This window comes from Paenibacillus haidiansis (assembly GCF_036553665.1).
Lineage (GTDB): Bacteria > Bacillota > Bacilli > Paenibacillales > Paenibacillaceae > Fontibacillus > Fontibacillus haidiansis.
This window is the reverse complement of sequence record NZ_JAZHPZ010000006.1, coordinates 76,470-98,065: the sequence shown is the minus strand read 5'-3', so window position 1 is coordinate 98,065 and position 21,596 is coordinate 76,470. Positions and strand designations below refer to the sequence as shown.

Annotated in this window: 18 protein-coding genes, 2 tRNA genes and 1 other annotated feature; of the genes, 15 read left to right on the top strand and 5 right to left on the bottom strand. The window is 54.4% G+C overall.

The window, feature by feature from the left end; genetic code table 11:
• Window positions 1-57 precede the first annotated feature (57 nt).
• The 3 genes from V3851_RS13920 to V3851_RS13910 all read left to right on the top strand — a co-directional run bounded on the left by V3851_RS13920 (window position 58) and on the right by V3851_RS13910 (window position 2,437).
• The gene (locus V3851_RS13920) at window positions 58-2,124 is read left to right on the top strand and encodes a putative bifunctional diguanylate cyclase/phosphodiesterase (protein ID WP_331847357.1); all 2,067 of its coding nucleotides are present in this window, start codon (window positions 58-60) and stop codon (window positions 2,122-2,124) included.
• A gap of 123 nt (window positions 2,125-2,247) precedes the next feature.
• A tRNA-Pro gene (locus V3851_RS13915) sits at window positions 2,248-2,324 on the top strand.
• A 39-nt stretch (window positions 2,325-2,363) separates the two neighbouring features.
• Window positions 2,364-2,437, top strand: a tRNA-Gly gene (locus V3851_RS13910).
• Between the two features lie 86 nt (window positions 2,438-2,523).
• Here V3851_RS13910 and V3851_RS13905 read toward each other — a convergent pair.
• On the bottom strand, window positions 2,524-5,592 hold the full coding sequence (locus tag V3851_RS13905) for a hybrid sensor histidine kinase/response regulator (protein ID WP_331847156.1): 3,069 nt from the start codon (window positions 5,590-5,592) through the stop codon (window positions 2,524-2,526).
• Window positions 5,593-5,691: 99 nt separating this feature from the next.
• On the opposite strand from V3851_RS13905, the gene V3851_RS13900 reads away from it, so the two are divergent.
• Both V3851_RS13900 and V3851_RS13895 read left to right on the top strand, forming a co-directional pair.
• A complete protein-coding gene (locus V3851_RS13900) occupies window positions 5,692-6,618 on the top strand; it encodes a helix-turn-helix transcriptional regulator (RefSeq protein WP_331847155.1) in 927 nt (308 codons plus the stop codon).
• A gap of 69 nt (window positions 6,619-6,687) precedes the next feature.
• Entirely contained in the window at window positions 6,688-6,969 is a 282-nt protein-coding gene (locus V3851_RS13895) for a zinc ribbon domain-containing protein (RefSeq protein ID WP_331847154.1), read from the top strand.
• Between the two features lie 27 nt (window positions 6,970-6,996).
• Here V3851_RS13895 and V3851_RS13890 read toward each other — a convergent pair whose 3' ends face one another.
• Complete coding sequence (locus V3851_RS13890) at window positions 6,997-7,194, bottom strand: YwbE family protein (RefSeq protein WP_331847153.1); 198 nt, start codon at window positions 7,192-7,194, stop codon at window positions 6,997-6,999.
• Window positions 7,195-7,329: 135 nt separating this feature from the next.
• Window positions 7,330-7,598, top strand: a binding site (T-box leader).
• A 68-nt stretch (window positions 7,599-7,666) separates the two neighbouring features.
• Here V3851_RS13890 and pheS point away from each other — a divergent pair.
• The 3 genes from pheS (at window position 7,667) to V3851_RS13875 (ending at window position 12,851) form a co-directional block, all read left to right on the top strand.
• A complete protein-coding gene (gene pheS, locus V3851_RS13885; RefSeq protein WP_331847152.1) occupies window positions 7,667-8,701 on the top strand; it encodes a phenylalanine--tRNA ligase subunit alpha in 1,035 nt (344 codons plus the stop codon).
• Between the two features lie 39 nt (window positions 8,702-8,740).
• Window positions 8,741-11,191, top strand: coding sequence for a phenylalanine--tRNA ligase subunit beta (gene pheT, locus V3851_RS13880; RefSeq protein ID WP_331847151.1), 2,451 nt, complete (start codon window positions 8,741-8,743; stop codon window positions 11,189-11,191).
• Between the two features lie 112 nt (window positions 11,192-11,303).
• A complete protein-coding gene (locus V3851_RS13875; RefSeq protein WP_331847150.1) occupies window positions 11,304-12,851 on the top strand; it encodes a hypothetical protein in 1,548 nt (515 codons plus the stop codon).
• An 81-nt stretch (window positions 12,852-12,932) separates the two neighbouring features.
• Here V3851_RS13875 and V3851_RS13870 read toward each other — a convergent pair whose 3' ends face one another.
• Together V3851_RS13870 and V3851_RS13865 are read right to left on the bottom strand one after the other, a co-directional pair.
• On the bottom strand, window positions 12,933-13,304 hold the full coding sequence (locus V3851_RS13870) for a cupredoxin domain-containing protein (RefSeq protein ID WP_331847149.1): 372 nt from the start codon (window positions 13,302-13,304) through the stop codon (window positions 12,933-12,935).
• Between the two features lie 161 nt (window positions 13,305-13,465).
• Window positions 13,466-13,816, bottom strand: coding sequence for a phage holin family protein (locus V3851_RS13865; protein ID WP_331847148.1), 351 nt, complete (start codon window positions 13,814-13,816; stop codon window positions 13,466-13,468).
• Between the two features lie 151 nt (window positions 13,817-13,967).
• Between V3851_RS13865 and V3851_RS13860 the strand changes: the two genes are divergently transcribed.
• The 4 genes from V3851_RS13860 (at window position 13,968) to V3851_RS13845 (ending at window position 18,808) form a co-directional block, all read left to right on the top strand.
• Window positions 13,968-16,328, top strand: coding sequence for an endonuclease MutS2 (locus tag V3851_RS13860; RefSeq protein ID WP_331847147.1), 2,361 nt, complete (start codon window positions 13,968-13,970; stop codon window positions 16,326-16,328).
• Window positions 16,329-16,388: 60 nt separating this feature from the next.
• Entirely contained in the window at window positions 16,389-16,760 is a 372-nt protein-coding gene (locus V3851_RS13855) for a DUF350 domain-containing protein (RefSeq protein WP_414859318.1), read from the top strand.
• 129 nt (window positions 16,761-16,889) lie between these two features.
• Complete coding sequence (locus V3851_RS13850) at window positions 16,890-17,420, top strand: hypothetical protein (protein WP_331847145.1); 531 nt, start codon at window positions 16,890-16,892, stop codon at window positions 17,418-17,420.
• Between the two features lie 185 nt (window positions 17,421-17,605).
• Window positions 17,606-18,808: an MFS transporter gene (locus V3851_RS13845; protein ID WP_331847144.1), complete on the top strand. Its 1,203-nt coding sequence runs from the start codon at window positions 17,606-17,608 to the stop codon at window positions 18,806-18,808.
• Window positions 18,809-18,828: 20 nt separating this feature from the next.
• Here the strand turns inward: V3851_RS13845 and V3851_RS13840 are convergent, their stop codons facing one another.
• Window positions 18,829-20,061: an NAD(P)/FAD-dependent oxidoreductase gene (locus V3851_RS13840; protein WP_331847143.1), complete on the bottom strand. Its 1,233-nt coding sequence runs from the start codon at window positions 20,059-20,061 to the stop codon at window positions 18,829-18,831.
• A gap of 161 nt (window positions 20,062-20,222) precedes the next feature.
• On the opposite strand from V3851_RS13840, the gene V3851_RS13835 reads away from it, so the two are divergent.
• The 3 genes from V3851_RS13835 (at window position 20,223) to V3851_RS13825 (ending at window position 21,588) form a co-directional block, all read left to right on the top strand.
• Window positions 20,223-20,453, top strand: coding sequence for a hypothetical protein (locus tag V3851_RS13835; RefSeq protein WP_331847142.1), 231 nt, complete (start codon window positions 20,223-20,225; stop codon window positions 20,451-20,453).
• A gap of 50 nt (window positions 20,454-20,503) precedes the next feature.
• Entirely contained in the window at window positions 20,504-20,914 is a 411-nt protein-coding gene (locus V3851_RS13830; RefSeq protein WP_331847141.1) for a spore coat protein, read from the top strand.
• Window positions 20,915-21,087: 173 nt separating this feature from the next.
• Complete coding sequence (locus tag V3851_RS13825; protein WP_331847140.1) at window positions 21,088-21,588, top strand: Lrp/AsnC family transcriptional regulator; 501 nt, start codon at window positions 21,088-21,090, stop codon at window positions 21,586-21,588.
• The last annotated feature ends 8 nt before the right edge of the window (window positions 21,589-21,596 follow it).

Here is a 21,596-nt window from a genome sequence, read left to right as displayed (position 1 = left end):
AAAGTCAGGACAGAGGAGAGAAGCGCATTCATCCAAGGGGGCTTAGGTTTGGCTGTAATGCTCGGTGCGATCGCGTACGCGGCGGCCGGGGAAACGCCGGTTTCCGCAGAAGCGCTGCGGACTCTGCAGCTTGTCGCCGGCCTCTTCTGCGGCGCCGTATCCTTCACGATCTTCGCCCAAGGGTGGATCATGTTTACCGACAAATTATCGAGGCAGCGGTTATATTCCGCGCTGCTGTTCTCGATCCTAGGCATTCTGGACGTGCTTCACGCCGCCGGAATATACGGGATCAAGCTGTTCGGCCTGGAGACGGGGTTCCGCTTGTCCAATGCATTTTTAATCATTTCGCATATGCTCTGCGCGGCGGGAATGCTGCTCATATTTTCGACACCCGACCGGCAAATATCGGGCAAGCATAAAATCTCGGTCTTTGCGGGAACCGTGCTGTTCACGGTAGCGGGGATCGCATGGTTGTATACATATCAACAAGTCCTGCCATTTTCATTGTTTGAGTTCCAGGAGCATCCCGCAGGGAAGATCGTCCTGTGGCCGGGAATTCTTCTGCTCTATGCCGCCGGCATTTTCGCGATGCTGTACCGCAATCGCAAGGAGCGTCCGACTCCGACCTCGGCCTTGACCGTAATCCGGGCCCTGCTGTTCATGATGATGGGCTTCACCTTACTCATGGCCGGCGATCCGGCGGAACTCAGTCTGATACATACTTTGGGGAAATGGTATATGGTCGTTTCCTATTATTTTGTGCTGAAGGGCGTCTATTACCTGACCATCGACGAACCGTTCCGCAGCCAACGGGACGTCGAAGCGCGCATGAAGCATATGGCCTATCACGACGAATTGACCGGGCTGCCCAATCTGCGGCGGATGAAGGAGACGCTCGGCAAGTTCCTGTCCGCGGGGAAGGAAGACGCCGTTCGGACGGGGATTGCGGTCATCAATATCGACCGTTTCAAAGCGATCAACGATTCTCTCGGTTACAGCGCGGGGGACAAACTGCTGATGGAGGTCGGGGAACGGCTAAGCGGTCTTTGCACGGAAGGCGAGAAGGTATACCGGATGGGCGAGGACGAATTCGCCGTCATTTTCCCCGGTCCTCGTGGAAACGCCGAGATGGAGTCGTGCGCCGAAGAGCTGCTTGTATCGGTAAATCCTTCGGTGATGATCGACGATACGGAATATCATATTTCCCTAAGAATGGGGCTGTCCATTTTCCCTGATGACGGAGCGTCCGTGGACCAACTGATTCAGTATGCGGATATGGCGGTCCATCATGCCAAGGAGCATGACTTGATATTCATCCGCTATAACGAGGGGATGAAGAAGCGCACCCAGTCCAGAGTCGAGCTGGAGAACGACATGCGCAAAGCGCTTGAGCGGGATGAGTTTTTCCTGGAGTTTCAGCCTCAATTCAGTCTGGCCTCCGGAAAAATGGTCGGCATGGAAGCGCTGGTCCGCTGGAATCATCCCAAGCGGGGGCTCTTGCCTCCGAACGAGTTCATTCCGCTGGCTGAGGATTCCGGATTAATCGTGCCTTTAGGCGAATGGGTGCTGAAGACGGCCTGCCAACATAACCGGGACTGGCAGCTCCAAGGATACGAGCCGGTCACCGTCTCGGTGAATTTGTCGATGCGCCAGTTCCGCCAGTACAACCTGGCCGATAAGGTCGATGCGATCCTGAAGGAAGTGGGGCTGGCGGCCAAGTACCTAGAGCTCGAAGTGACGGAAAGCATGACCTTCGATATCGACACCGCCCTGAACCAGCTGCAAAGCTTGAAGCGGTTGGGCGTACATATCAGCATCGACGATTTCGGCACGGGTTACAGCTCGCTGAACTATTTGAAAAACCTGCCGATCGACCGGCTTAAGATCGATCGTTCCTTCGTGAAGGAGGTCATGCTGGACGGCAACGATGCGGCGATCGTCTCCACCATTACGACCATGGCGCATCACCTGAAACTGAAGGTGACCGCGGAAGGAGTGGAAAGCGAGGAGCAGCTCGAGTTTCTTAAAGGGCAGAACTGCCATGAGGGACAGGGATACTTGTTCAGCAAGCCCGTTCCCGCGCGGGTGTTGGAAAGCGAATTCCTTAACCGGCTTGCCGGTTAAGGTTTTTTACTTTTGCCTGTATACGCGGATGGAAGACGAAGAAGAAAAAAACTTGCACCGATATTTGAAAAATGATATATTATATTTTGTCTTCGCGAAAGGTTATGACCTTCGGCGAAACCCCGGGACGTAGCTCAGCTTGGTAGAGCACCTGGTTTGGGACCAGGGGGTCGCATGTTCGAATCGTGTCGTCCCGACCACTACAATTGACCCTTTCAGCGGCCAATTTATCCTGATATGCGGGTGTAGTTCAATGGTAGAACTCCAGCCTTCCAAGCTGGTAGCGTGGGTTCGATTCCCATCACCCGCTCCATAACGAAACAACCAAAAGCCTTGATAAACAAGGCTTTTTTTGTTGTATTCGGTTGTTGCACCGATGCTCGCGGTTAGCCTGGAGGTTTATTCAGAGACGGCCTTCTTATAGGGAATCTTAAAACTGATGATAGTTCCCGCATCCGGCGCGCTGTTTATCGCCAGCTCGGTTCCGAATAGTTGCTTTAACCGTCGATTAATATTCTTTAGTCCTATACCGCCGGACTCTTTATCACTATTATGCATCCCTGTCCCGTCATCCTTTACGGTAATCCATACATGGTCCGGTTGTTTGTGTATGCTCACGGTCACCGTTCCCCCACGGCTTCGGCTCATAAGGCCGTGCTTAACGGCATTTTCAACAAGAGGCTGGATGGTCAAGGGCGGGATTAAGGCATCCGCTTCCCGATCGATATCCCATATTACGTTCAGCCGCTCCCCAAACCGTTCCTGTTCAATATAGACATAGGACCGGGTCAGCGAAAGCTCACGGGAAATAGGCACCAGCGGAGAGACATTCCCGAAGTCAAAGCTGAGCCGCAGATAATTGCTAAACTCATCCAGCAATTTCTGCATCTTTTCAATATCGATACTCCCCAATGCGGCGATGGAGTTTAAAGTATTAAATAAAAAGTGAGGTTGAATTTGGGATTGCAACCATGCACTTTCGATACGCAAGCGGTCGTCAACGGTAGACTTCAGCTTGATTAAAGTGCGAATTCTTCCTTTCAACTCCAGAGCATCCACGGGCTTTTTCACGTAATCGTTGGCGCCTGCCCGAAAACCGGCCACGATATCCTCCGTCCGGCTTCTGGCGGTTAACAGCAGGATCGGAAGCTCCGAAATATCGAACCGTTCACGAATGAGACGCGTTAATTCATAACCGGAAATTTTCGGCATCATCACGTCCGCGATTACGAGATCATAACGGTCCGCCTCGATGGCGGCCATGGCCTGTTCCGCGCTTGTAACGCCGGTAATGGCATAACCGTCCGTTTTCAAGGCTTCGGTGAGAATGTTCACATTGACCGCATCATCATCCACAACCAACAATTTGGAGGTGGCGAGTACAGGACGCTCCATATCATCGGCGGCCATTTCGGGAGCTATCGCAGCGGCAGTCATGTTCACGGACTCGGTGTGAACAGGTGACGATTCGGGTTCTTCCTCAGCAAAATTCCCATCGTATAGAGGCAATGTAAACTTAAATATAGAGCCTTTGCCCAAAGCGGACTCGACCGTTATTGTTCCATTTTGCAGTTCGACCAATTGTTTGCAAATGCTAAGCCCCAGACCAAAACCCCCGCCGGCCCGATCGGATTGCTCGATTACTTGTTCATAGGGATGAAAGATATTCGGCAAGTCCTCGGCTGCGATGCCGATCCCCGTATCCTCGATTTGAATCTCGGCCATTCGATGCAGCTTTTGAACACGAATCGTGATGTAGCCCGTATCCGTGCATTTCGCGGCATTATGCAATAGATTGAACAGAATTTGTACCACCCGATTTTCGTCGGCATAAACGGCAGGGAAGAATTCGTCCATTTCCACATGTAGTGCAACAGGCTTTCCTTGAAGCATGGCTTTAATGATGTCGACAACACCGGAAACGATGGACTGTATATACACGGGTTCCTTTTTCAGCGAAACGGTTCTTTCTTTCAAACGGGTAACTTCAATCAGGTCGTCCAGCATGGAGTTTAAGCGATAGCTGACTCCCCTGATAATGTCGACCCGTTCTTTTTGCTTGGGATGTAGCGGATGGGCTCCATCGTCAAGAATAACTTGCAGCATGGTCGAAATACCTTGCAACGGATTCCGCAGCTCATGCGATGTATTGACCAAAAATTCATCTTTTCTTTTATCTTCGAACTGCAGTCTTTCGGCCAACTGTTTTGTCTTATTGGTCGCATGAAAGAACCTTCTAAACCAAAAAGCCGCAAAGGCGATTAAGGCAAAAATAAGGTCAAACGGATAATTGATGAATTCTCTATTAGGCGAATTTACCATGATGGACGCCCATATCACGTTGATTCCGACGCCGATGGAAGCAAGCAGCAAATAGATGATGTCCTCTTTTTCCCTGCTTGCTCTGTAAAGAATATGTACACACAGGCTTACGGATATAAGAAGCGCGAATAAGAGCAATACAGCGGACGTGGCAAGTATATACGATGCAGGCGAAATGACGATAAAAATAAAGTAAAAACTGCAGTAATATTCAAACCCCTTCAATAACTTCGGATTCCCGTACGAAGGAAACAGATGGTGGATTAATGGGGGCAATACCGCCGCAATGCCCGCGTATGTCATGTACGATATTTTTGTCATCCATTCATAGTCGATGTCAATCCACTGAAATAACAAGCGGTCATCGGCAACCAATACACTGATAGCCCCCAAAACGACAAGGATGGAGAAATAGCTTAACCCTTTGTTGTTTGAACCCAACAAATATAAAGCCAAACTGTACAAGCAGTGCAACAGAAATACGACGCAAAGCAATAATTGCAGTCCGATCAAAAGCAAATTATGTTCTTTTATCGCATCAATCGTACCGAAACGGATCGGTTTGTAAATCCCGCTTTTTCCGTTATTGTGGGACACCTGAATGAGTAAATCCAACCGGTCGCTCCCCGGCGGGATGGTTACCGTATAAGGGATATTATAGATTTGATGCTTGTCTGCCTCGGCGGAAGGACGCCCCGGAGCAGCCAATAGCTGGCCATTCGCGTAGACGGCCGAGGCATTCCCGATTCGGGATATCCTTATCGCGAAAGTCTCTTTTATGTCCGGATCCAAACTGATTTTCAACCGATAAGTTCCGTAATGAAACGATTCGGGATCGGAGAAAAAAGAGTCCCAGTTTCCGGGGACATTTATTTTTACGGGTTCGACGGGGAATGCATCGGTTGTAGTGCTAAGATTGGACGGGGTTAATAATGCCGAGGGATAAAATTCCCACTCTCCGTTTAATCGCAGCGTTTGATGCTCATTAAAACGGAACCCGCGAAGGTCCAATACGCCGTTTTTTACGGAGGGCGGGTCGGGATAGTCCAAATAGGTGAGGACATTTGTCCAGAGCAAGCGAATTGCGGTTATAACGACTACAAAAATAACGATGGTAATAAGCGGCTTCTTGTATGTTTTTAACATGCTATTTTTCCTTTGAACGTTCTATAGATTAAGAGTATAAATAGATTATACCATACTACAGTTGGATTACTGGGCTTTATATGTGCTTTGGCAGGAGGAATGGATACCGTGCAGATGAACCGGCTGTTTGAAATCGTATACCTGCTGCTGCAGCGTGAAAGCATGACGGCCGCCGAGCTGGCCGAACGCTTCGAGGTGTCCAAGCGCACCATATACCGGGATATCGATGCATTGAGCGCGGCGGGCATCCCGGTATATGCCAGCAAGGGAAAGGGCGGCGGCATCGGCCTGCTGCCGGATTTCGTGCTGAATAAATCGCTGTTATCCGCGGAAGAGCAGAACGAAATCCTGTTCGCGCTGCAAAGCATGGAGGCGACGAACGCGCTGCAAACCGGCCAGGTGCTGGCCAAGCTGAGCAGCCTGTTTCGCAAAGAAGAAGTGAACTGGATCGACGTCGATTTCTCGGGGTGGAACAGCGGAGAAGAAGGCCGCGGCAAATTCGGCCTGCTGAGGACGGCCATTTTGGAATCTAGGGTAATCGAGTTTACCTATTACAGTTCCTATGGAAGAAAAAGCCGGCGGCAAGCGGAGCCGATTAAGCTGCAGTTCAAGAACAGCGCCTGGTATTTGCAAGCTTTCTGTCTGCAGAGCGTGGAGTTCCGCACTTTTAAAATCAACCGGATGGAGGAACTCCGGTATACAGGGGAGCCGTTCGAGCGCAGAAATATCCCGGTGCCCGCGCTGGAGGAATCCGGTCAGGCGGTATATCCGTCTCATGTCGATTTGGAGCTGGAATTTGCGCCGCGCCTGGCTTTCCGGGTGTTCGACGAGTTCGATCAAGCCAAGGTGCGCCAAAATGCCGACGGGAGCTACCGGGTTTCCGTAAGCTATCCGGAAGACGGGTGGGTGTACGGATACTTGCTGTCCTTCGGCGAAGAAGTCAAGGTGATATCGCCGCCCCATATTCGGAATATTCTAGGGCAGAAAGCGAAAAAAATTGCCGAAATGTACGAACCCCCTTCTTAATATGACATACAGTTGTCAATTTATAGTTGCTACAATGACAGCATACTAAGAAGGGAGTGTTAAATATCTATGGAGACTACAAATAACGCGCAAGAAAAGTTTTGCCAAAGCTGCGGCATGCCGCTTACGAGCGACGAGGTACTGGGCACGGAGCTGAATGGCGGCAGAAACGGGGAGTATTGCGTTTACTGCTACAAGGACGGGGCGTTTACGAGCGACTCGACCATGGAAGAAATGATCGAGCTCTGCCTCCAATACGGCGGCGATTCCGGCGTGTTTGCCGACAAGGACCAGGCCAGAAAAATGATGCAGGAATGGTTCCCGACGCTCAAACGATGGAAAAGCGCTTGATTTGAAGTAAGCTGCTTTTGCTCCGGGTTAAGCGGGATGGATCACCTTCACCCGGCCCACCTGGCCGTCCTGCAGCCGGACCTTAATCCCGTGGGGATGGGTTGGCGAATTGGTCAGGATATCCTTGACGACCCCTCGGGTCAAGCGGCCGGTAGGCTGGTCCTTCTTCAGCACGATATCCACGGTCAGGCCGGGGGTGATGTTTTTGCGTATAGTACCGTTCATGGTGAAATTTCGCTCCTTGTCCTGGATACTGGATATAAGAATGATTATATAGCTGTTTGTCCCATAATAAAAGCGACGGCTTGCCATTGGCCGCGACTTTGCATATAATAGCAAATAAGTCGAATTTTCAAAGTAAGAAACGCGATGACGGAGAAGAGTAGGCAGAAGCCTCTTTACAGGGAGGAGACGTCAAAGATTGAGAGCGTCTCTAGGGAAAAGGGCTGCCGAAGTTCGCTCCCGAGCGGTTCCTTGAACCTGCCGGAGGCCGAAGGGCCGGTTCGGCATTCAGTAGAGGATACCGGTTAAACGGCCCGTTATGCCGGTCAAAGTGAGAGTTTGTGCGCACGCTTATGCGTTTTACGAAACTCTAACAAGGGTGGTACCACGGTCTTTTCGTCCCTTTCGGGAGAAAGGGCCTTTTTTATTTTCGGAAATAACTCACGATTTTCCAAAGCTTAAGGAGGATTTGTCGATGAAAGAACGTTTGGAAGCACTCAAACACGAGGCGCTGGAGCAGCTTGGCAAGGTCGGCGACGCGGCCGAGCTCAACTACCTGAGGGTCAAATATTTGGGCAAAAAAGGGGCGCTGACCGAAATCCTGCGCGGCATGGGCGGACTTAGCGCCGAAGAACGGCCGGTTATCGGCCAGGTCGCCAACGAAGTCCGGGGCGCGATCGAGGCGCTGATCGAAGCGAAGCAGAGCGAATTCGAGCGCGCTGAAACAGAAAGAAGACTGGCGGCTGAGAAGGTCGACGTAACGCTGCCGGGACGCCCGATGAAGCGGGGAGCGGTCCATCCGCTGAACCAGGTGATCGAGGAGATCGAAGATATTTTCATCGGAATGGGCTATAAGATCGCCGAAGGTCCCGAAGTCGAGACCGACTATTACAATTTCGAGGCGTTGAATTTGCCGAAAAATCACCCTGCCCGCGATATGCAGGACTCCTTCTATTTGACCGAGGATCTGCTCGCCCGCACCCAGACTTCCCCGGTTCAGGTCCGGACGATGGAAGACATGAAGGGGGAAGTACCGATCAAGGTCATCTGCCCCGGCCGGGTGTACCGCCGCGATGACGACGATGCGACGCATTCGTTCCAGTTCCATCAGATCGAAGGGCTGGTCGTCGGCAAAGGAATCCGCATGAGCGACCTTAAAGGCACCTTGCTCGAATTTACGCGCAAAATGTTCGGCCCGAACACGCAAATCCGCTTGCGGCCGAGCTTCTTCCCGTTCACCGAACCGAGCGTGGAGGTCGACGTGACCTGCGTGAAATGCGGCGGCCATGGCTGCCGGGTATGCAAGCAATCCGGCTGGCTGGAGATCTTGGGCAGCGGGATGGTGCATCCGCGAGTGCTGGAAATGAGCGGTTACGATCCGGAGGAATATACCGGCTTCGCGTTCGGGATGGGCGTGGAACGGATCGCGATGCTGAAATACGGCGTTGACGACATCCGCCATTTCTTCAGCAATGATCTGCGGTTCCTGCAGCAGTTCGCCAGAGTATAATCCACGGGCACGTCACGAATAGAGGAAGGGGAATAACACATGAAAGTATCAACCGAATGGTTATCGCAATATGTTTCGCTGGACCGCGTCGATATTCCGGAATTGGCCGAGATGATCACCCGCTCCGGGATTGAGATCGATACCGTCGAAAGCCGCAATAAAGGGGTCAGCAAAGTGGTGGTCGGCTATGTCAAAAGCAAAGAAAAACACCCCGATGCCGATAAATTGAATATTTGTATCGTCGATGCAGGGCAGGAGGAAGACCTGCAGATCGTCTGCGGCGCCAAAAATGTCGACGCCGGGCAAAAGGTGCCGGTGGCTCTGGTCGGAGCCAAGCTCCCGGGCGGGCTGGAGATCAAAAAGGCGAAGCTCCGCGGCGCCTTGTCGCAGGGCATGATCTGTTCGGCCAAGGAGCTGGGCCTGAACGACAAGCTGCTGCCGAAAGAGCAGCAGGAGGGGATCCTCGTGCTGCCGGAAGACAGCGAGATCGGTTCGGATGCTGCGAAACTGCTGCATTTGAACGACCAGGTTCTTGATTTCGATCTGACGCCGAACCGTTCGGACTGCCTCAGCATGTTGGGCGCGGCTTATGAGGTGGCCGCGATTTTGGGACGGGAAGTGAAGCTGCCCCATCCCGAGAAGGACCTCATCGAGATGGCCGAGCCCGCGGAGAGCCGAATTTCCGTGAAGATTGAGGCCAAAGAGCTGTGCAGCCGGTATGCGGTCCGCTATATTGGCGGCGTCCGTATCGCGCCATCCCCGCTCTGGATGCAAAACCGCCTGATGGCGGCGGGCGTGCGGCCGATCAACAATATCGTCGATATCACGAACTATGTCATGCTGGAGTACGGGCAGCCGCTGCATGCGTTCGACGCCGACAAGATCGCCGGAGCAACCATCGGCGTCCGTACGGCCAAAGCGGGGGAGACGCTCGTGACGCTGGACGGCCAGGAGCGCAAGCTCGAAGCCGGGGCGCTGCTGATCGTGGACGGCGAAGACCGTCCTGTCGCTCTGGCCGGCGTGATGGGCGGCCTCGATTCCGAGGTGACGGAGACCACGGTGAATATCGTGCTGGAATCGGCCAAATTCGACGGCGGCACCGTCCGCAAAACATCGCGCAATCTTGGCCTCCGTTCCGAAGCGTCGCTGCGGTTCGAGAAAGAAGTCGATCCGGCGCGGGTGCTGCCGGCTTTGGACCGGGCGGCTAACTTGATGGCCGAGCTGGCCGGAGGCAAAGTGCTCCAAGGCGTGGTGCAGTCCGTGACCTCCGAGGAAAAGGACCGGATCATCACCTTGTCGCTGGATAAACTGAATGCCTATCTGGGTACGGATATTTCTACGCTGGAAACGAAAGCCTTGCTGCTCCGCCTGCATTTTGAATGCGGAGATTTGACGGGGAATGCGCTGGAGGTCCGGGTCCCGACCCGTCGGGGTGATATTACCCGCGATGTCGATCTGATCGAAGAAGTCGCCCGCTTGTACGGTTACGACAATATTCCGGTCACGGCGATCGAAGGGCCGACCACGGCGGGGGGATACACGAAGCCGCAAGCGTTGCGGCGCGCGCTGCGCAGCCAGCTTGTTTACGGCGGCTGGCAGGAAACGATGGGCTATTCCTTTATCCGGGAAGGCGCCGCTGGCCGCTTCCCGGTACTTGGCGAAGGCGGGCATGAAGTGAAGCTGGCGATGCCGATGAGCGAGGACCGCAGCGTGCTGCGCGGCAGCCTGCTGCCCGGCCTGCTCGATATGGCGCAATATAACCGTAACCGCAAGCACGAGGATCTTGCCCTGTTTGAGATCGGTACCGTATTCCAGGGCGTGGAGGAGAACCTGTCCAAGCAGCCGCGCGAACTGTCGGCACTCGGTCTGCTGCTTGCCGGCAGCCGTGAAGCCAAACGCTGGAACGCTCCGGCCGAGAAAGTCGACTTCTTCGATTTGAAGGGCGCGCTGGAAAGCGTGTTTGAGTATCTCGGGGTGAGCGATTTGATTTCCTACGCGGCCGATGCGCCGCAAGGGCTGCATCCGGGACGTTCGGCATCGATTTATTTGAATGTGCCGGAAGGGAAACTCCGGCTCGGCACATTGGGCCAGCTCCATTTGGAGCTGCAGCGTGAGATGGAGCTCGATGATACGTATATCGCCGAGCTGCTGCTTGAACCGCTTTACCGGCACGCGGGCGAAACGGTCGTTTACCGTGATCTGCCGCGCTTCCCGGCGATGCAGCGGGATATTGCGGTCGTGGTTGACCGGAATGTCGAAGCCGCGTCGCTCATCGCTTCGATCCGCCAAACGGCGGGAGAACTGCTGGAATCCGTCGAGGTATTTGACGTATTTACCGGCAGCAAGCTGGGCGAAGACAAGAAGAGCGTAGCCTTGTCTCTGGTATACCGTCACAAGGAACGGACGCTGACCGACGAAGAGGTTACCGAGGTGCATGAATCGGTGATCGCTGCGCTGGAGCAAACTTTTGCGGCCGAATTGAGAAAGTAGCAGGAATTGAACAAAGTCACATCGAATCTTTCTTAGTGTCAGGATTCGATGTGACTTTCGTGCAAATACAGACATCTTAGATCAAACCCGGACGTAAAGGAGGCACTTGGCTGTGAATACCCCCGACCGTATCAGTGTAAATGTGGAAATATACGGGACTTCTTATAAAATCGTAGGCAGCGATACCGATTACATGAAACAGGTCGCCCGTCGCGTGGATGAGCATATGCGTTCCATCGCCAAGGCCTATTCCCATCTGGATACGCCGCGCCTGGCGGTGCTGGCGGCGGTCCGCATGGCGGAGGAAGCCTTTAAAACGGAGCAGCTTCAGGGCGAGCTGAGCCAGTTACAGCAGGAGAAGACGGACCTGAAGCAGGAAATTCAGGTCATGCAGGCGCTCCATTCCAAACAGGAGAGCGACTATAAAGAGCTGCAGGAGGCGCACCATCAGCTCAAGAGTGACAAGAAGCTGCTGGCGGAGCAGGCGGCGTCGAGCGAGAACGCGCTGAAAGAACGCGACGCGGAATGCAAAAAGCTGGCGGCGCGGGTTCAGGAGCTCGAGCGGCAGCTTGCCGAGCAGCGCGGCAGCAATACGCAGCTTCAAGCGAAGCTGCGTACGGCGGAGCAAGACGCCCGCAAGGAAAAGGAAGAGCGCGGGAAGCTGTCCGAGCAGCTTAAGGCCGCGCAGCAGCGCGAAGAGACGGCCAAAGCTGCGGAGCAGCGGGCCAGAGACAACGGGCTGAAGCTGGAGCAGCAGATCAAGGTGACGCAGCAGACGCTTCAGGCGGCCGACAGCGAAGCGAAGAAGCAGGCCCGTCTCATTCAGGAAGCGAAGGAGCGGGAAGACAAGCTGCGGTCGGAGCTCGCATCCGCGGTTCAGAACGAGAACTCTTGGCGCAAGCTGGCTGAGAAACGCAACGAGGAGCTGAGCCGTCTGGAAATCAGCCTGCTCGAAGCGGCGGAACGCTCCGGCCAATTGGAAGAGCAGCTTGTCGCCTTGCGCGGGGAGCTGGATACGGCAAAGGCGGGATATACCGCCGAGCAGGATAAAGCGGGCAAGCTGGAGGAAGAACTGAACGTCCTCCGGGTACGGCTTCAACGGGTGGAGCGGGAACTTGACTCCGCAGTTCAAAGGGCGGATTCGTCCGAAGCGGACAAGCTGCGTCTGGAAGAAGAGATCTTGCGGCTGGGCGAGCGCTTGGAAGCAACCGAGCGGGATATCCGGGAATACGCCGCATTGGCCGAAGAGCATGATGAATCCCGCCAAGCGGCCGAACGGCGCGAAAGCGAATGGAGGGAGCAGCTTGCCGCCGCGCAGGGAGAACTGGCTTCCTGGCGCGAAACGGAAGCCGAGCTGCAGCGCCAAATCGCGGAATGGCAGGAGGAATGCGCCGCCGAAGGGGAACGCGTCGTGAATATGTCCGCCGGTTATCGCGATTTGGAACAGGAGAAGAACGCCCTGGCCGAGGAATTGCGGCAAATTTCCGAGAGTTTTGAGATCGTCTCCCACGAATTCCGTCTGCTTCAGGCGGAGCGTGAAGTGGAGCGGGAGAAAGTGCAGGAGCGGGAAGAAGAATACCGGCGTCTTCAAGACGATTATGCCAAGCTGCAGACCGAATATAATGAATGGATTGAGCTGATCGAGCAGGATCAGAGCTAGCTTTAGTTTAATGGGAAACCTTTCATTTAACGGCACGAAGCCCCCGGCGGTATAACGCCGGGGGCTTCGTTTGCGGGCCGACTACTCTACGATAATCTTTGAAATCATGGTGCCGTGTCCGCTGCCGCACATAATCGAGCAGGCCAGCTCATATTCCCCCGCTTCCTTGGGGAGGATGACGGCGGAATCGTTCTTGCCGTCGAGCTGCAATTTCAAACCCGGAACTAGCATTCCGTGGTTTCCTTCCGCGCTTTTGAACGTGATTTTGACGGGCACGTCTTTTTGCAAATGATATTCGGCTTGATCGAATTGATAATTCGTCGCTTCGATGACCAATTCCGCTTCCGGCGCCAGATCCGTTTGAGTGCCGCCTGCCGAACCGGATTTGTTTCCGCAAGCCGTCAAAGCGAGTAGTAAGAGGAAGAATGTTAAAAATGCAACTGTCTTTTTCACGATATCCCTCGCATCATTAAGATTTTTATGGCAATTCCCAAAATTATTATATCGTGAAAAGACAGATCTTACAAAAATATCCGCCCGGCGATCGACTCCGGACGGATACGGACGAAGTTATACTATGCCAGCAGGGGTTTGGGTTTGAATTTTGCAGCGGGTTAATCCTTCGCCGATTCGAACGGGGTGGATACCGGAATGAACAGGTCGATAATCCCGATGACCAATGCGGCCAGCAAAGCTCCGATCATGGAGACGGAAACCCCGGAAACGATAAACTGAGCTACCCAGATCACCAGAGCGCTGGCGATAAATCCGACGATACCGCGTCCGAATGGCGTGACCCTTTTGCCGAAAATGCCTTCGATGGCCCAGCCCAGCAGGGCGATGACCAGGGCGAGCATCAAGGCGCTCCAGAAGCCGCCGACGCTGAATTGGGGAACGAGCCAGCCGACAACGAGCAATACCAGGGCTGAGACAATAAAACGTACTACATGTCCCAGAAAACGCATGGCATATGGCCTCCTTTTGCATGAATTCGTGTGATAATCCATACTTATCTTGTTCCCGAACGGCCGCTTTTATGTGCGGCGGTCCAAAATGGCGAAAAGTGAACGGTTTCGTTATAATGTAAGCATAGCCCGAGGGGAGTCGTGAACGTACTTGGACGTAAAAATTTTAAAAACAATGGAATACCAGAAAATTATAGACCAACTGACTAAATATACGCAGACCCCGCTGGGGAAAGCGCAGGCCGAAGCGTTATCGCCCGTCACCGGACTGGAGGACGTAAAGCTTATGCTGCAGGGAACGGAGGAGGCCTTCACCGTCGACAGGTTGAAAGGCTACCCTTCGCTCGGCGGTATCGTCGACATCACTCCGGCGGTCAAACGGGCCCGGATCGGCGGAACGCTGAATCCGCATGAATTGCTCGGCGTCGCCACCACGCTGGAGGGGGCGCGCCGGATCAAGCGCTTTGTGTCCGCGCTGCATGAGGACCATCCGGTCCCGCTGCTGTTTACGCTAAGCGACTCGCTTAGCGAGCAGAAGCCGCTGGAGGAGGCGATCAAGCGCTGCATCGACGAGAGCGCCGAGGTGCTGGACTCCGCCAGTGCCGAGCTGGCGCAAATCCGCCGCGAGCTGCGCGGCGGCGAGGTGCGCATCCGCGAGAAGCTGGAGTCGATGATCCGTTCCTCCAGCGTGGCAAAGATGCTGCAGGACCAGCTGATCACGATCCGCGGCGACCGGTTCGTCATTCCGGTCAAAGCGGAATACAGATCCCACTTCGGCGGGATCGTGCATGACCAGTCCGGGTCCGGCGCCACGCTGTTTATTGAGCCGGAATCGATCGTGGCGATGAATAATAAGCTGAGGGAGACCCGGCTGCGCGAAGAGCGGGAGATCGAGGTAATTCTGCAGAAGCTCACCGCCCAAGTCGGCGAACAGAACGAACTGCTGCTGTATGACTGCGATGTATTGGCCCAGCTCGATTTTCTCTTCGCGAAAGCCCGTCTGGCCCGGGAGATGAAGGCGACCTTGCCGCGGATGAACGACCGCGGATTTATGAAGCTCAAACGGGGGCGCCATCCGCTGATTCCGGCGGACAAGGTGGTCCCGATCGACGTGGAGCTCGGCAACCAGTATTCGACGATTATTGTTACCGGTCCGAACACCGGCGGGAAGACGGTGACGCTGAAGACGATCGGTCTCCTCAGCCTGATGGCGATGTCCGGTCTGTTCGTACCGGCGGAGGAAGGCAGCCAGTTATGCGTTTATGACGCCATTTATGCCGATATCGGGGACGAGCAGAGCATCGAGCAGAGCCTCAGTACATTTTCCAGCCATATGACCAATATCATCTCCATCCTGAAACAAATGACGTCGAAAAGCCTTGTTCTGCTGGATGAGGTGGGTGCGGGCACGGACCCGGCGGAAGGGTCTGCTCTGGCGATTGCGATCCTGGAGCATATTCACTCCCAAGGCTGCCGGATGGTGGCGACGACGCATTACAGCGAGCTGAAAGCCTACGCCTATGAACGCAAGGGCGTCATTAACGCAAGTATGGAGTTTGACGTAAATACGTTGAGCCCGACTTACCGGCTGCTCGTCGGGGTTCCCGGCCGAAGCAACGCGTTTGCGATCGCCGAGCGGCTCGGTCTGCCCGGGCCGATTCTGGAATATGCCCGCGGCGAGGTGACGGAAGAGGATCAGCGGGTGGAGCACATGATCGCGTCGCTGGAAGAGAACCGGAATGTCGCCGAGCAGGAGCGGGAGAATGCGGAGAAGCTGCGCAGGGAGCTTGAGGCCTTGCGCGCCCGTCATGCGGCCGAATTGGAGAAGCTGGAGCAGCAAAGGGACCGCAGGCTGGAGAAAGCCGAGGAAGAAGCCAGAGCCATCATCGCCAAGGCCCGTGCAGAAGCTGAGAAGATCATCGAGGATCTGCGCAAGCTGGCGCTGGAGGAAGGCGCCGCGGTTAAGGAGCACAAGCTGATCGAGGCCCGCAAGCGGCTGGAAGAAGCGGAGCCGCAGCAGCGCAAAAAGACGTCCGGCCGCAAAGCCGGCAAACCGCCGCGGCAGATCGGTCCGGGGGACGAGGTAATGGTCTACAGCCTCAATCAGAAGGGCCATGTGGTGGAACTGGCCGGCAAAGAAGCGCTCGTACAGCTGGGCATCATGAAGATGAAGGTATCGCTGGACGATCTGGAGCTGATCGGCTCGCCTCCCGCCGCAAAGCCGGCGCAGCGGACCGCGCCGAACGTCAAGCGCACGAGGGACGAGAACGTCCGCAGCGAGCTCGATTTGCGGGGGGCCAATCTGGAGGAAGCGCTGATCGAGGTCGACCGCTTTATCGACGAGGCCTACCTTGCCAATCTGGGGCAGATTTACATTATTCACGGCAAGGGGACAGGTATTTTACGCAGCGGGATCTCGGATTATTTGCGCAAGCACAAGCATATAAAGAGTTATCGACTCGGGAATTACGGCGAAGGCGGCACCGGCGTGACGGTAGCCGAATTGAAGTAACGGGAGGAGAGCGTTTTGGAAGGAACCATTGATCCCTTGCTGGAACAGCCGATCGGGCTGATGGCCGGTTATTTTTCTGTGGCGGTGCTGGAACTGATAGTGTTCCTCTCCTGCTTTGAGCTGGTGACAAGGTACCGCTGCTGGCATGAGATCAAGTCGGGAAATCTGGCGGTGTCGCTGGCCACGGGCGGGAAAATCTTCGGCCTGTGCAATATTTTGCGGTTTGCCACCGCCCGCTCCTCCATCTATGAATTTATGGTATGGTCGCTAGTCGGGGCGTTCATCTTGTTTTTGGCCTATATTCTGTTTGAGTTTTTGACCCCGGTTTTTCATATCGACAAGGAGATTGCGGAAGGAAACGTCGCCGTAGGCTTTATCGCCATGGCCGTTTCGATTTCGGTGTCATATGTGATCGGAGCCTGTATTGCTTAGGAGGAGTAGGGCATGTTGAAAAACCTGGCCAGAGTTTTGTTTATCGCGGCGATGCTGTTCTTGGTTGCCGGAATCGTCTTTCTATGGAAAAATGGCTGATGAATTAATTTAAGGAAGGATGGGCTGGAAATGGAAACGACGATCTGCCCTTGGTGTCAAACGGAAATCGTGTGGGATGAGGAGCTGGGCCCCGAAGAGGAATGCCCGTATTGCCACAATGAGCTGAAAGGCTACCGCACGTTAAATATTGCCCTCGGTTCGGAAGAGGAGCTCGAAGAAGAAGAAGAAACCCAGGAGGAGGACGACGATCTCAGCCTATGGGGCGAGCATGATGAGAGCCATCTGAACGCGATCCGGCGGGTGGAGGCTTTCGCCGCGGACGGCGGGGACCTCCTGGCTTACGAGTCCGGCGTCGAGAAGGTTCTCGACCGGCAGGATGAAGTGCCCGAATGTCCGCATTGCCGGGAATACATGATATTTGCGGGTACGGAGACGCTGGGGGCGGAATTTAAGCCGGCCTCGCCCGGAGGCCTTCGGGAGCCTTTAGTTAAAACGTCGGCGAAGCTAAATGTTTATGTTTGCAGCGCCTGCTTCCATGTAGGCCGGTTCTTGTCGGAGGACGACCGGAACGCGCTGATCCGTACGGTAAGCGAAAGTTAATTCAAGCGTAAATGTAATATGAAGAAGTGCTCCCTGGATTTTTTCCGAACGGAGTCGGAGCATGTCCTGCCTCGCCAAACGGCGAGGTATTTTTTTACATAGTTTCAAATTTACGAGACATCTCATGCTTCCCTTCAGATTGGGCATCTTACAAAGTACACCGAATGTTGGAGGAGTTTAATGGCATGAAAAGTTCTCTTAACGGCCAGTCCAGACTGCTTCTCGCCGTCAACGGCCTGTTCGTGCTGGCGGGTGCGCTGTCGGGAACGTTTCTGAACGTCTATTTATGGAAGACCAGACAAGACTTTACGATGATCGGCTGGTTTACGTTCAGTCAGCAGCTTGCGCTCGGTCTGGCGTTCTACATTGCCGGCAAATGGGTGAAAGAGCGGGATAAAATGATTTTTCTGCGCCTCGGGATCATCATTTCCGGCTTATTCTATCTGCTGGTGCTGTGGGCGGGTCCCCATACGGTCGATTATATCTGGCCGCTCGGATTTTTGTTCGGCATCGGCTCCGGCCTGTTCTGGCTTGCCTTCAATGTCGTCTTTTTTGAAGTGACGGACGTCGGCAACCGGGATTTATTCAACGGCTGGATCGGCATCCTTGGCTCGGTGATCGGCATTCTGGGCCCTTGGACCTCCGGCTGGGTCATTTCCGTGCTGAAAGGCGACCGGGGATACCGGGTCATCTTTACGATCTCGCTGATTGTGTATGGCGTAGGCATCGTACTAAGCTTTTTCCTGAAAAAAAGAAACCGCGGCGGCCCGTACCACTGGCTTGAACCCTTGCGGCAACTGCGCAATGGCAGCCCCTGGCGGCAGGCCGTACCGGCCTCGGCGGCGCATGGGCTGAGGGAGGGCGTGTTTGCGTTCCTTATCAATTTGCTCGTCTTTATCAGCACGTCGGCCGAATGGAAGGTCGGTCAGTATTCGTTCGTCACTTCTCTCGTTTCGTTGGTCAGCTTCTGGGCGGCGGGGAAATGGTTTCGCATCAAATACCGCCACGCAGGCATGCTGATCGGCGCCGTACTCATCGCCGTAGTGATCGTTCCTCTTCTGTGGAAGGTCAATTATTTTACATTGATGCTGTTCGGGATCGGCACATCGCTGTTTATGCCGCTGTATTTGCTCCCGATCATCGCGTCGGTATTCGACCTGATCGGCAAATCGAACGACAGCGTCGAGAACCGGGTGGAATTGATCGTGCTAAGAGAGCTCAGCATGATGATCGGACGTCTCCTCGGCACGTTGTTATTCATCCTCGTCTTCGCCTGGGCTCCGCGGATGACGACGGTGACCTGGCTGATGCTGGGCCTTGGGGCGACGCCGGTGTTAAGCTGGATCGCGATTCGGAAGCTGCTGAAAACCGCGGCGGATACCGCCTGAAAAAAGGTGTTTCACCACGTTTAGTTCACTGGAGACGGCTTGGTCGTCCGGGTAAGCGCGAAAAGGTTCATGTCGTCGCGGGGGGTGCCGGACAGCACGTCGGCGATCATCTCCGCCGCCAGCATACTGCACACGGTTCCGTTCCCGCCGTAACCTTCCAGAAAGAAGCAGTGGGGATAATCCGGATGGGTGCCGATATAAGGCAGGCCGTCGCGGGTTTGTCCGAATACCGCCCCCCAGGAATAGGCGGCCATGAGCCCCTTCTTGGCCGGAAACATTTCTTGTATCCGGTTCAGCAAATCCCGGCTCTTTTGAATTTCCCGGCCTTCCCTGAGGCCCACGCCGGCCAGCGGCTCATCCATGCCGCCCGCCATGATCCGGCCGTCCGGGGTTGTTCGCAAATATAAATAAGGTCTGGCGGTTTCCCAGATCATACAGCGTTCATACCAATCGCCGAAATCTTTTTCGGGCTCGGTGACGATGGCATAGGTGCTCGTTAAGTATGCGCCGGGTTCTCTTTTCAGTGCTTGGGTCTCATAACCGGTGGCGAAAATGACATGCCTTGCCTTAATGCTATAGCCGCCTGACCGGCAGATTACCCCGTCTTCCCGGAATTCCCAGCCAGTGACGGGAGTATGTTCGTAGACCTGCAAATTGCTGCTTCCGACTGCCGCTTGACCGATAAGATGATGAACGAATGCGTAAGGGTTGATCTCCGCGTCTCCCTGTGTGTAAATGGCGGCCGGCCTCCGGAAAGGGAAGCGGCTCCCGATCTCCTTTTCCTCCCACCATTCCACTTGGAATCCGTATTTTTGCAAATTCTCATATTCCGTTCTTAGCATGGCGGCATCGTCGTCCGAACTGGCTAAATACAGGCTGTTCCTTTCCTGAAGAGACACTTCGGCATCAAGGCTTCGGCCGAGTTCTTTCAGATGCGTCAGCGCGTCCCGGCAAAGCCGGTAAAAATGAACCGCCCGATCTTCTCCAAAGGTGTCGATAAATGAGGTCAACGTTTTGTCGTTGGTATACTGCAAGATTCCGGTATTCGCCAAAGTACTGCCCGAGGCGATTTCATGCTTCTCGGCCAGTACGGTTTTTGTTCCCCGCATACTGAGCAAATGCGCGCAAATCGCGCCGCTGATGCCGCCGCCGATGACCAGGCAGTCGCAGGAAATATTACGGTTCAGGACGGGGTAACGCGGAATTTCCTCCGCCATCCGCCGCCAGAAAAAGTTGCCCGAGTGCAATTTCATCGGAGGTTCCTCCTTTTTTCTCGCCTAATCCAATATTCACCCGGATGACACAAGTATAACCATCGCAGTCATGATAAAAATGTCCGACCTGGACATAATATGCCTGAATGTACCAATGAATGTACCTAATGTATGTATCAATCCACCAGGAGGGAAAGCTCATGAACTACGGGCAAATGAAGCCTTTATCCGGCAAAGAAGTGAATTATATCGCGGATTCCGTCGCCAATGAGGACATGATGATCAGAATGTGCGCGGCCGCGTCGGCGGTATGCACCAACGCCCAACTTGCGGGCGCGATCTCGGATCACTTGAGAGTGCACGAGCAGCATATGCACATGCTGGTAGACGCCCTGAAGCAGCACCAGCAATTGGCTCCGGCGCAGTCTTAACGTCAATTGGCCAGCACAACACAACATAGAATACAGGAGGAAAAATCGCCGTGAATGTACAAACCGCTTCGGAAATGATCCCCCAAGATGAACTGTTCAAAATCATCCTGGCCGATTTGAGACGCATCGTCAGAGAATACGCCACCGCCACTACGGAATCGTCGTGCCCGGCTATCAGAAGAACTTTCGCGGAGCTGACGGACAGCACGCTGCGCATGCAGGGCGACCTTTATATGCTTTTGGAGCAGAACCGCATTTATTCCGCTCCAGCCGGCGCTTCCCGCCAGGAGTTGAACAAACATCTCCAGGAAGCCGAGAAAACGCATCAAAAGGTACATCAAATCATGCAGCAGCATTCTGCCCGGCAAAGCCCGAATCCAAGCCAAAACCCAAGCCCATACCAGCATCAATCCAACGTCGCATACCACCCATCGAACGTCGACAATCCGTATTACTCTTAGGCTTGCCGTTCCTCGGCTGCTTCAAGATCGACAAGCGTCCGCTTCCCGGAAATCTTCCATGGAGCGGACGTTTTTCTTTGCAGGATGGGCAATTTCATGTAATATAAATATAAATTTAGTTTCCGCCGGCGCCGGCTTGTCGGCCCGGCGGAAGCGGGGCTGGAGGATGAAGCATGAAACAATTGAGCGAACTGAAGCTGAAAGTGCTGGATCTCCTGAGAGAGGATGCCCGCCGGGATGCGAAATTGCTGGCAACCTTGCTGGGCGTTTCCGCGGAAGAAGTCACCGAAGCCATCGCGGAGCTGGAAGCGGATCATGTCATCGTGAAATATGCGACCGTGGTCAATTCCAGCAAGCTCGATGACGAGAAAGTGACCGCCCTGATCGAAGTGCAAATCACGCCGGAACGCGGGAGAGGCTTTGAAGCGATTGCCGAACGAATTTATTTATTCCCGCAGGTCATGTCCGTGTATCTGATGTCCGGCGCGTACGACCTCCTGGTCGAGGTGGAAGGGCGAAACCTGAAAGAAGTGGCGAGCTTCGTTTCCGACAAGCTGTCTCCGCTGGAATCCGTACTTTCGACGAAAACGCACTTTATCCTTAAAAAATATAAACAAGACGGCATCATTTTTGAAGATCCCGAAGAGGATCGCCGCCTGATGATTTCTCCGTAAAGGAAGTA